Origin of the sequence: Clostridium gelidum, from assembly GCF_019977655.1 — a bacterium.
In the GTDB taxonomy this organism is placed as follows: Bacteria; Bacillota; Clostridia; order Clostridiales; family Clostridiaceae; genus Clostridium; species Clostridium gelidum.
Genome location: NZ_AP024849.1, coordinates 5,737,501 through 5,750,000, shown reverse-complemented (window position 1 = coordinate 5,750,000; position 12,500 = coordinate 5,737,501). Strand labels below are relative to the sequence as shown.

Sequence of the window (12,500 nt, the reverse complement as noted above, 5' to 3'; positions counted from 1 at the left end):
TAAGGCGAGGCCGAAAGGCGTAGTCGATGGACAATTGGTTGATATTCCAATACCACTATTATCGTTATTATCGATGGTGTGACGGAGAAGGATAGGATGTGCTAGCTATTGGATGCTAGTCTAAGCGTTTAGGGAGTTGGGATTGGCAAATCCGTTCCAACAATTCTGAGGCGTGATGGGGAAGGTTCTACGGAACCGAAGTATCTGATTCCATGCTTCCAAGAAAAGCATCTAGAAAGAGAAGTAGTGCCCGTACCGCAAACCGACACAGGTAGATGAGGAGAGAATCCTAAGGCCGACGGAAGAATTGCAGTTAAGGAACTAGGCAAATTGACCCCGTAACTTCGGGAGAAGGGGTGCCTGAGAAATCAGGCCGCAGAGAATAGGCACAAGCAACTGTTTAACAAAAACACAGGTCTCTGCTAAAGCGTAAGCTGATGTATAGGGGCTGACGCCTGCCCGGTGCTGGAAGGTTAAGGGGAATGCTTAGCACGTAAGTGCGAAGGTGTGAACTTAAGCCCCAGTAAACGGCGGCCGTAACTATAACGGTCCTAAGGTAGCGAAATTCCTTGTCAGGTAAGTTCTGACCCGCACGAATGGCGTAATGACTTGTGCACTGTCTCAACTGCAAATCCGGCGAAGTTGTAGTGCGAGTGAAGATGCTCGCTACCCGCGATTGGACGGAAAGACCCCGTAGAGCTTTACTGTAGCTTAGCATTGAATTTCGGTATTGTCTGTACAGGATAGGTGGGAGACTGGGAAATCAGAGCGTTAGCTTTGGTGGAGTCGTTGTTGGGATACCACCCTGATAGTATTGAAGTTCTAACTGGATGCCATGAAACTGGTGACAGGACATTGTTAGGTGGGCAGTTTGACTGGGGCGGTCGCCTCCTAAAATGTAACGGAGGCGCCCAAAGGTTCCCTCAGAACGGTCGGAAATCGTTCGTAGAGTGCAAAGGCATAAGGGAGCCTGACTGCGAGACCTACAAGTCGAGCAGGGACGAAAGTCGGGCTTAGTGATCCGGTGGTACCTCGTGGGAGGGCCATCGCTCAACGGATAAAAGCTACCTCGGGGATAACAGGCTGATCTCCCCCAAGAGTTCACATCGACGGGGAGGTTTGGCACCTCGATGTCGGCTCGTCGCATCCTGGGGCTGAAGTAGGTCCCAAGGGTTGGGCTGTTCGCCCATTAAAGCGGCACGCGAGCTGGGTTCAGAACGTCGTGAGACAGTTCGGTCCCTATCCGTCGCGGGCGTAGGAAATTTGAGAGGAGCTGTCCTTAGTACGAGAGGACCGGGATGGACTGACCTATGGTGTACCAGTTGTTTCGCCAGAAGCATAGCTGGGTAGCTAAGTCGGGAATGGATAAACGCTGAAAGCATCTAAGTGTGAAGCCAACCTCAAGATGAGATTTCCCATAGCGTAAGCTAGTAAGACCCCTTGAAGACTACAAGGTTGATAGGTCAGAGGTGTAAGTATGGTAACATATTTAGCTGACTGATACTAATAGGTCGAGGGCTTGACCAATTATTTAATCAAGTTGTAAAATATACATTAATTCTATATGCAATTTTGAAAGAGCATTCTTTCAAAGGAAAACAAATTCTAACGAATTTGCATAAGTTCGTCTAACTAAATCATAGATTTAGAGACTCACTTAATCTCGTGACGATGGCATAGAGGTAACACTCCTTCCCATTCCGAACAGGACAGTTAAGGTCTATAGCGCCGATGGTACTGCACGGGTGACTGTGTGGCAGAGTAGGACGTTGCGAGGTAAATAAAAAAGATAGTTGTAATAACTATCTTTTTTTATTTGTTAAAATAGTTAGAGGTATTTTAAATTTATGAAAGAAATAGTGTATCAAAGATGCAATATATATTTGCTTCAGATAAAATATGTATTGTATCTTTGATTTTTTACTATAAAAATTTAATACAGAAGATATTATAAAAAAGTGTTTTTAATTAGCAGCTTTTTTAAGTATTATAATAATTTAACGCTAGTATTAACATCATCTTTATTATTAATTTAATTATAAAGCGGATGATTATAATTTATTAGTGTTTTTTTAAAATTTAATTAGAACAAAAATTAACATAAGAATAGATAAAAGTTATATAAATTTAAAATTAATTAGAATATAGAAGATAATATTTTTATTTTTTATAAAAAGTTTTATTTAAATATAATTTAATAATTATGAATATTCAAAAGATAAAATTTATAATATTTCCATATTTTTTGAAATTAATGTAAACAATTAATTAGTTAGCGATTATGACTTTGTAGTTAGAAAAAAATACTAAGTTTAGTAAAAATACATAAATTAATTTAATACATTTTTATGGATAAATATCGATAATTAATTTAAAAAAATCAAGTGAACTAATAAATTTAATAAAAAAAATAGAAAAATAAGTGAAATGTACTACGAAATTTGGTAAGATAGATATATATAAATGAAAAACAAAATATAAGAATGGAAATTTATGATTATGAGAGGGATACAAATATGGATGGGGGTATGGTTTAATGCAAGATAAGCACAAAAGCACTCAAGCTAATAATAAAGAGGAAAATGTAGTGGGAGAAAATATAAATAGAGCAATAGAAAATAATAATAAACTAGTTGCTAAAGAAAGTTCTTCAACTAATTTAAAACAAAGCAATGACAAAAGTGCAAAAAACATAGAAAAAAAGGTTGCTGTAAAAAATGCTAAAGTTCCAATTGAAACAAAAGCAAAAGAAATAATAAAGAAAACTACTACAAAAAAAACTTCAACAACTAAAGATTCAGTAAAATCTGAAAAAGAAATTGCGCTAAAACCACAAAATAATGAAACCAGCAAAACAGATAGCACAAAGAAAGAGACAACGAATAAAAAAGAAGTAAAAATAAGTGTTAAAGATGTTGATACTAATAAAGAGGAAAAAGCTGAATCTAAAACTGTGAAGAAAAGTACTACAGCTAAGGCAACAACTACGAAAAAAGTGCCTTCAAAGTCAGTAGCGAAGGCTACTACTAGTGAAACAGAGGAAACTGTTGTAACTCCTAAAAGTAAGGCAACTACTAATACAAGAAAAGCACCATCAAAGTCAGTAGCCAAGACTACTACTAGTAAAACAGAGGAAACTGTTGTAGCTCCTAAAAGTAAGGCAACTACTAATACAAGAAAAACACCTTCAAAGCTATTAGCCAAGACTACTACCAGTAAAACAGAGGAAATTGTTGTAGTTCCTAAAACCAAGACATCTACTAATAAAAGAAAATCGCCTGCAAAGAAATCAACTGTAGCACAAGTTAAAGCTGCTGTTGAAGAAGTAGTAGAAATACAAACTAAAGCAGATGCTGTAAAAGAAATAAAAACACAATCTAAAGCTGAACAAATAAAAAATACAGTAAAAAAGGTTGTAGAAAAAGTCGATAAGACTGATATAACTAGCTTTAACACATATTTATTTCATCAAGGTAAGAATTACGAAACTTACAATATACTGGGATCACATATTAAGACTGAAAAAAGAAAGAAGGGTGTACAATTTGCAACTTGGGCACCTAATGCTAAAGATGTGTATGTGGTTGGTGATTTCAGTGATTTTGAAGTAAAAGATGAATATAAACTTGAAAAAATAACTGAAAATGGACTATGGAAAGGCTTTTTTTCAGAAGTTAAAGCTGGAGATAAATATAAGTATTGTATAATAAGTAAAGATGGTAAAACAGGAGATTATAAGGCTGATCCATATGCAATACAAACTGAATTAAGACCAGATAGTGCATCAATAGTATATGAGCCTAAACAATTTAACTGGAATGACAAGAAATGGATTGATAAAATAAAGGGAATAAATGTATTAGAACAACCACTAAATATATATGAAGTGCATTTAGGTTCTTGGAAAACAAATAAAGATGGTGGATTTTTAACCTATGAAGAAATTGCTGACGACTTACCTAAGTATGTAAAAGAAATGGGATATACACATGTGGAAATTATGCCACTTGTTGAACATCCATTAGATGCTTCTTGGGGATATCAAGGGACAGGATACTATTCGCCAACAAGCAGGTATGGAACTATTGAAGGACTTAAAAAATTGATAAATAAGTTGCATAAAGAAAATATAGGAGTGATAATGGATTGGGTTCCAGGACATTTCTGTAAGGATGCCCATGGATTATATAAATTTGATGGAACACCAACATATGAATACCAAGAAGAGTGGAGAGCTGAAAATAGAGGATGGGGAACTTGCAATTTTGATTTAGGTAGACCGGAAGTAAAGAGTTATTTAATATCAAATGCATTATATTGGTATAGAGAATTTCATGTTGATGGATTAAGAGTAGATGCTGTATCTAGTATTTTATATTTAGATTATAGTAGATCACATGGAGAGTGGGTTCCAAATAAGTTTGGTGGAAACGGAAATTTAGAAGCAATAGATTTCTTAAAAGAATTAAATAAAGCAGTGTTTGCAGAATATTCTACAGCACTTATGATAGCAGAAGAATCAACATCATGGCCTAATATAACAAAGCCTACAGATAATGATGGATTAGGATTTAATTTAAAATGGAATATGGGCTGGATGAATGACACATTAGAATATGTTGAAATAGATCCTAAATATAGAAAGAATAATCATAGAAATATAACATTTGCAATGATGTACAATCATGCTGAAAATTACTTGTTACCTCTTTCGCATGATGAAATTGTTCATGGTAAGAAGTCACTATTAGATAAAATGTGGGGCGATGAATGGAATAAGTTTGCAGGACTTAGAGCATTTATGGGTTACATGATGGGACATCCAGGTAAAAAGCTACTATTTATGGGATGTGAATTTGCACAAACCATAGAATGGCGAGAATATGAACAATTAGAATGGAATTTAATTAAGGATTTAGAAATGCATAAAAAGACACATGCATTTTTTAAAGATTTAAATAATCTATATATTAATAATAAGGCTTTTTGGGAACTTGATCATGACAATACAGGGTTTAATTGGATAGAAGCAGATAATGATGAGCAAAGTATATTAATTTTTACTAGAAGAAGTAGAGATGATCAAGATACATTAATATTTGTAATAAACTTTAAGTCTACAGTATATTATGACTACCAAATTGGAGTGCCATTCCTAGGTAGCTATAAAGAAATATTTAATACTGATGATAGTAAATATGGTGGTTCAGGGCAAATAATGGAGGATGCATTAATATCTGAAAAAGCACCATTCCAAAAACAACCATATTCCATAAAAATAAAAGTACCACCAATGGCTACCTTAGTATTAAAAGTAAGTGAAATCAATATAATACAAGAAGCTAAATTAATTGAAGACATAGATATTAATGAGAATGATGATTTTAAAGAAATGAATAAGTAGAAAAATATAAAATCTTATTAAGTGTTGCTTAAGGCAATAATTATAAGATACAGATATGTTTATCCGATAGCTAGCATCCGTAATACTTCCTCTTTTTTTAGTGGGAGTAACGGCTGCACGCTTCTGGACGAGGTGCCCGTTGAGGGTATAAGTTCAACTAGGATTCAGATGGGGGTCAAACCCCACCTGAATCAAGTTTCACTATCGATTATACTAAGGGGGATAAAGAATGAGAGTTTTATTTGTAGCATCAGAAGCTAGCCCATTTATAAAGAGTGGAGGGCTTGGAGATGTTGCGGGGGCATTACCTAAATCACTTGCACAAAAAGGTGCAGATGTAAGGGTTGTGATACCAAAATATAAGGAAATTAATTGGGAAGTAAGGGATAAATTAAGGTTTAAGCAATGGTTTAATGTGAATGTTGGTTCTAGAGAAGAATTTTGTGGGGTATGGGAATGTTTCTATAATGGAGTAACATACTATGCATTAGATAATGAAAAATATTTCAATAGAGATGGAATATATGGTTTTTATGATGATGCAGAACGATTTGCATTCTTTGATAGAGCTGTACTCGATATGTTAAGACAAATAGACTGGCAACCTGATGTAATTCATTGTAATGATTGGCAAACAGGTATGCTTCCTGTACTACTAAAGTTTCAATATAAACACAATGATATGTTTTATTGGAATATGAAGTGTGTTTATTCTATTCATAATATAGCATTTCAAGGAGTCTTTGATCCTCAAATATTACCTGGATTATTTGGGTTCGATATGGAACTCTATACTAATAAATCTTTGAAATTTGATGAGGGTGTAAGTTTTATGAAAGGTGGATTATATTATTCTGATGTAATCACAACTGTTAGCAATAGTTATGCAAATGAAATACAGACACCTGAATATGGTCAAAGACTGGATGAAGTACTAAGAGATAGATCATATGCATTAAGAGGAATAACAAATGGAATAGATTATGACGAATTTAATCCTAAAACAGATAAATTTATCAAAAAGAATTATGATATAAATTCAGTTGAAAGTAAAGTTATAAACAAAACTGAATTGCAAAAAGAATTAGGGTTAACTGTAGATAAAAATATTCCAATGATTGCAATGGTAACAAGATTAACACATCAAAAGGGAATGGACCTACTAGTTAATATTTCAGATAGGTTATTACAACAAAATGTGCAATTAGTAGTTTTAGGAACTGGCGATAAGCATTATGAAGATCATTTTAAATGGTTAGATTATAGATATGGAAATAAAGTATCTACAAATATTAGATTTGATAATGCTTTAGCAAATAAAATCTATGCTGCATGTGATATGTTTTTAATGCCTTCTCTTTTTGAACCATGTGGACTTGGACAATTAATAGCACTTAGATATGGTTCAATTCCTATAGTTAGAGAAACTGGTGGTTTAAAGGATACTGTTACAGCATACAATGAATATACTGGAGAAGGTAATGGATTTAGTTTTACAAGTTATAATTCAGATGATTTATATAGTGTAATAGAATATGCTATGTGTATATACAAAGATAAAAAGAAGTGGAACAACCTTGTTAAACAAGCAATGAAATGTGATAATAGTTGGAATAAATCAGCTGATGTATATTTAAATATGTACAGAGAGTTGACAGGGCGGGACTAGATCAATTTGATGAGGGGGGACATGAATGCACGAAATGGATAAAAAGACATTTAAAAAAGCTTATGTGAATAAGTTTTTGGAAATGCATGGTATTGAGTTAAAAGAGGGAAATAAGCAACAAAAATATGATTCTTTAGCAAGCTTAGTAAGAGACTATGTTACAAGAACATGGCTTAAAACGAATAAGAAATATAATAAAACAGGAGAAAAGCAAGTTTATTACTTTTCTATGGAGTTCCTACTCGGAAGGTTACTTGGCGATGCATTATTAAATATGGGAATAAGAGATGTATGTAAAGAAGCTTTAGCAGATGTGAATATAAAATTAGAAGAGTTAGAAAATTTAGAGCAAGACCAAGCATTGGGTAATGGCGGACTTGGTAGACTTGCAGCATGTTTTTTAGATTCAATGGCTTCTTTGAATATTCCGGGTAATGGTTGTGGAATTAGATATAAGCATGGATTTTTTGAACAGAAGATTATTGATGGAAAACAAGTAGAAGTATCTGACGATTGGCTAAAAGAAGGAAATGTATGGGAAAAAAGAAAGCCTGAAAAAGCTGAAATTGTTAAATTTGGTGGTGAAATAAAAGTAAGTGAAATAAATGGACATTTGAATTTCACACATATAAACTTTGAACCAGTTTTAGCAGTTCCATATGATACGCCAATTGTAGGATACGAAAACGAAGTTGTGAATACCCTTAGATTATGGAGTGCAGAAGCAGTTTCAAATGAATTTGATTTTTCATCATTTAATAGGGGGGATTTCCTTAAAGCAATTGAGTATAAAAATTCTGTTGAATCAATTTCACAAGTCTTATATCCAGAAGATTCATTTTATGAAGGAAAAAGGCTTAGATTAAAGCAACAATATTTTTTCGTTTCAGCAGGAGTTCAAAGTATTATAAGACATTTCAAAAAACATGGTAAAGATATAGAATTGTTAGATGAAAAGATGGCAATCCATATTAATGATACTCATCCTACACTTGCAATACCAGAACTTATGAGAATATTATTGGATGAAGAAGGAGTAGAATGGGATACTGCATGGAGAATAACTACTAATGCAATATCTTATACTAATCATACAATTTTAGCGGAGGCTTTAGAGAAATGGCCGGTAGATATGTTTAAAAACTTACTTCCAAGAATATATATGATTGTTGAAGAAATAAATAGAAGGTATTGTGATGAACTTTGTGTTAAATATCCTGGGAATTGGGATAAGATTAATAGAATGTCAATAATAGGGGATAATAAAGTAAAAATGGCTCATCTAGCAATTGTAGGTAGCCATAGTGTAAATGGAGTAGCTAAACTTCATACAGAAATGCTGAAGAAGAAAGAAATGAAGGATTTTTATTACTTATATCCAAATAAATTTAACAATAAAACAAATGGAATCACTCATAGAAGATGGCTTTTAAAAAGTAATCCTGAACTTACAAAATTAATAAAAGATACAATTGGAGATAGCTTCATAAGGCATCCAATTGATTTGAAGAACTTTGAAAGATATCTAAATGATGATGTTGTTTTAGAACAGTTAGGAAAAATAAAAAAATTTAACAAAGAAAAGCTGGCAAATATAATATTAAATAACGATAATATAAGCATAGATACAAATTCTATATTTGATGTTCAAGTTAAAAGAATACATGCTTATAAGAGGCAAATACTTAATTGTTTAAGAATAATGGATTTATATAATAAATTGATTGATAATCCTGGTTTTGATATTGTGCCCAGAACATTCATATTTGGAGGAAAAGCAGCACCAGGGTATTATTTAGCTAAAAATACTATAGAGTTAATTAATAATATAGCTAATAAAATAAATAATGATTGTAGAGTAAATGAAAAGATTAAAGTAGTTTTTATTCAAAATTACAGAGTTTCATTAGCAGAACAAATTATTCCAGGTGCAGATGTAAGTGAACAGATTTCTACAACAACAAAAGAAGCATCAGGAACATCAAATATGAAATTTATGATGAATGGAGCTGTTACAGTAGCTACATTAGATGGAGCCAATATTGAAATAAAAGATGAAGTTACAGATGACAACATAGTAATTTTTGGATTAAATGCAGATGAAGTACTTAACTATTATCAAAATGGAGGATATAAATCTATTGATATATATAATAGTGATGTAAGGATAAAAAGAGTAATTGATGATTTAGTAAACGGGAAATATCATAGTGATAAAGAAAAATTTAGAAGCCTTTATGAAAATCTAATAACTTATAATGATGAGTTTTTTGTTTTGCAAGATTTTGATTCATACCTAAAAGCTCAAGACAAAATTGATACTCTTTATAGAGACACTAATAAATGGCAAAAAATGTGTGGAGTTAATATTGCACACTCAGGAATATTCTCATCTGACAGAACAATTGAAGAATATGCAACAGGGATTTGGGGATCTGAAGTAATTTATAAGAATCTATAGGAGGGCAATTTAATGGACGGTATACAGGCAGTACATGATTCACAAAGCATAAAATTTAGGAAGCCTTTCGGAGCAGTAGAAGTTGGTCAAAAGGTTAAACTGTCAATTAATGTTGATAGAGAAATAATAGTAGCAGTAGAATTTATGCAATTTGATGGTACTAGACTAAATATTGGGATGCAAAAGGAATATTTAAATAATGGTGAATTTAGATATTCTGTAGAAATTGATACATCTGATACTTTGGGAATATTAGAATATTACTTTATTCTAATAGATGGTTATAATAGGCTATATTATGGAAATAATGATGAACATTTAGGTGGTATTGGTCAAATATATACGTATAATCCTGTGCCGTATCAAATAACGGTATATGAAAAATCTTACACACCAAGTTGGTATAAAGAAGGAGTAGTATATCAAATTCTTATAGATAGATTCTATAATGGAAATGAAGACAAAACTATAAATTCTCCTAAGAAAAACTCATTTATATATGGGAGATGGGACGATAATCCAATGTATATTAAAGATGGATTTGGTAAGATTGCTAGATGGGACTTTTATGGTGGAAATATAAAAGGTATAATAAAGAAATTAGATTATATAAAATCTTTAGGAGCCAATATAATACAATTAAGTCCTGTATTTAAATCTTCTAGCTGTCATAAATATGATACAGGAAATTATGAACTTATAGATGAAATGTTTGGTACAAATAATGAGTTTAAAGAATTATGTGTAGTAGCAGAAAGCAAAGGTATAAGAATTATTCTAGAGATAGTATTAAGTTATACTAGTTCTGATAGCAAATATTTTAATAAATTAGGTAATTATAATGAGATTGGGGCATATCAATCACCTAATTCTAAGTATCATGAGTGGTATAAGTTTACTAGATATCCATATCAATACGAGTCATGGTGGGGAATTGCTGAAAGACCTAATATCAATTCAATGGAAAATGGGTATATGGATTACATTATAAACAATAATAATTCCATTATAAAAAAATGGATAGAGTTGGGATGCAGTGGTTGGAGATTAAATGTAATAGATGAACTTCCTGATGAGTTTATAGAAGCAATTAGAACAAGAATGCAAGAAATCAATAAAAATACTGTCCTTTTAGGTGATATTTGGGATGATGCATCGAATAAGGTTAGTTATTCAAAAAGACGAAAGTATTTGCAAGGTAAAGAAGTTCACGCTGTTACAAACTATCCTTTAAGAGAATATTTAATTAATTTTACTAAAGGCTATATAACATCAGATATATTTAAACAAAAAATAATGTCCTTATATGAAAATTACCCTAGAGAAAGTTTTTATGGAAATATAAATGTTATAGGTACAAATGATACCGAAAGAATATTAACTGTTTTAGATGGAAATATAGAATTATTAAGGTTGATTGTAGTAATTCAATTTACATTACCAGGGGTGCCACTCATATATTACGGGGATGAAACAGCGTTAAAAGGTGGAAAAGAACCTGATAATAGAAAAAGTTATCCATGGGGAAAAGAGGATAAAGATCTTAGTGATTTTTATGATAAAATAGTAAATATAAGAAATAATGAAAATGGTTTAAAAAAAGGGGATTTAATTATTCATGAAACAGATCCAGAGGTATTCGTATTTGAAAGAAATTATGAAAATGAGAAAGTAATAATTTTGGTTAATGTTTCAAATGAACAAAAATTAATTAAGGGTATTAGTTTAAATGGATCTTATGTAAATTTATTTAATATTAGTGAAAAATACAAATTTGTAGGTAATAACAGTATAATGAGTGTTTTTCCACATAATTTTAAAATATTACGTAAAATTTAATTAATTATTATATGATAAATTAGCTGAAAGTTGACGGAGATTATTAAAATAGATTTATATGGTATTTATTTACAATATGGTGTATAATATACTGTGTAAAAATAATAAAATAACCGTTTTTAGAAATAATAATATCCAATAATTAATGATAATATAATATGTTTAATATAAAACAATATGTTAAGCATAATATTAAAATATATAAGTATAAACTATTAAAAGTTTATCTAATGAGAACAATAACATATGAGAGGAGATAATATTATGGGTAAAAATGAAATGGTAGCAATGATATTAGCTGGTGGACAAGGATCAAGATTAGGGGTATTAACAAAAAAGTTAGCAAAACCAGCAGTACCATTTGGGGGGAAATATAGAATTATAGATTTTCCATTAAGTAATTGTTCAAATTCAGGAATATATACAGTAGGGGTATTAACTCAATATAAACCATTAGAATTAAATGCACACATTGGTATAGGTGAAGCATGGGATTTGGATAGAACTTATGGTGGAGTAAGCATATTGCCTCCATATCAAGAAGAAAAGGGTGGAGAATGGTATAAGGGAACTGCAAATGCAATTTATCAAAACATAGAATTTGTTGATAGATATGATCCAGAATATATTTTAATTTTATCTGGAGATCATATTTATAAAATGGATTATACAAAAATGTTAGACTTTCATAAAGAAAGAGAAGCAGAGGCTACGATTGCAGTACTTGAAGTGTCAATGGATGAAGCATCTCGATTTGGAATAATGAATACCAGAGAAGATTTATCAGTATATGAATTTGAAGAAAAACCTAAAAATCCTAAAAATAATTTAGCATCTATGGGAATATATATTTTTAATTGGAAAACTCTTAAAAAATATTTAAAAGAAGATGAAGCAGATAAAACTTCAAAAAATGATTTCGGAATGAACATAATTCCAAGTATGCTTGGTGATGGAAGTAAGATGGTCGCTTATCCATTCAAGGGATATTGGAAAGATGTTGGTACTATAGATAGCTTATGGGAAGCAAATATGGATTTAATCAAGGAAGATAATGAACTTGATTTACATGAAGAAGATTGGAAGATATATTCAGTCAATCCAGTAAGACCAGCGCAATATATAGG

5 protein-coding genes and 2 rRNA genes (2 of these 7 only partly in view) are annotated in these 12,500 nt (G+C 31.6%); all 7 read left to right on the top strand.

The window, feature by feature from the left end:
• Window positions 1-1,527 (top strand): 23S ribosomal RNA (locus tag psyc5s11_RS26325); it begins 1,385 nt to the left of the window's first position.
• A gap of 134 nt (window positions 1,528-1,661) precedes the next feature.
• Window positions 1,662-1,778, top strand: a 5S ribosomal RNA gene (rrf, locus tag psyc5s11_RS26320).
• 1,661 nt (window positions 1,779-3,439) lie between these two features.
• Window positions 3,440-5,404 carry a 1,4-alpha-glucan branching protein GlgB gene (glgB, locus tag psyc5s11_RS26315; protein ID WP_375542025.1) on the top strand — a complete coding sequence of 655 codons (1,965 nt, stop codon included), beginning with the start codon at window positions 3,440-3,442 and terminating at the stop codon, window positions 5,402-5,404.
• A 229-nt stretch (window positions 5,405-5,633) separates the two neighbouring features.
• Window positions 5,634-7,073 (top strand): glycogen synthase GlgA, encoded by a 1,440-nt coding sequence (glgA, locus tag psyc5s11_RS26310; protein ID WP_224035396.1) that lies wholly within the window; start codon window positions 5,634-5,636, stop codon window positions 7,071-7,073.
• A 25-nt stretch (window positions 7,074-7,098) separates the two neighbouring features.
• On the top strand, window positions 7,099-9,534 hold the full coding sequence (locus tag psyc5s11_RS26305; protein ID WP_224035395.1) for a glycogen/starch/alpha-glucan phosphorylase: 2,436 nt from the start codon (window positions 7,099-7,101) through the stop codon (window positions 9,532-9,534).
• Window positions 9,535-9,546: 12 nt separating this feature from the next.
• A complete protein-coding gene (locus psyc5s11_RS26300) occupies window positions 9,547-11,373 on the top strand; it encodes a glycoside hydrolase family 13 protein (protein ID WP_224035394.1) in 1,827 nt (608 codons plus the stop codon).
• A 264-nt stretch (window positions 11,374-11,637) separates the two neighbouring features.
• On the top strand, window positions 11,638-12,500 hold the 5' portion of the coding sequence (locus tag psyc5s11_RS26295; protein WP_224035393.1) for a glucose-1-phosphate adenylyltransferase. Its footprint extends 298 nt past the window's final position; 863 of the gene's 1,161 nt are visible here — the first part of the coding sequence; the start codon lies at window positions 11,638-11,640; the stop codon falls past the right edge of the window.

What these genes read in the sequence shown, in the direction of transcription:
- psyc5s11_RS26305 (WP_224035395.1), top strand. Translation starts at nt 7,099, where the DNA reads ATGCACGAAATGGATAAAAAGACATTTAAAAAAGCTTATGTGAATAAG.
- psyc5s11_RS26300 (WP_224035394.1), top strand. Translation starts at nt 9,547, where the DNA reads ATGGACGGTATACAGGCAGTACATGATTCACAAAGCATAAAATTTAGG.
- glgA (WP_224035396.1), top strand. Translation starts at nt 5,634, where the DNA reads ATGAGAGTTTTATTTGTAGCATCAGAAGCTAGCCCATTTATAAAGAGT.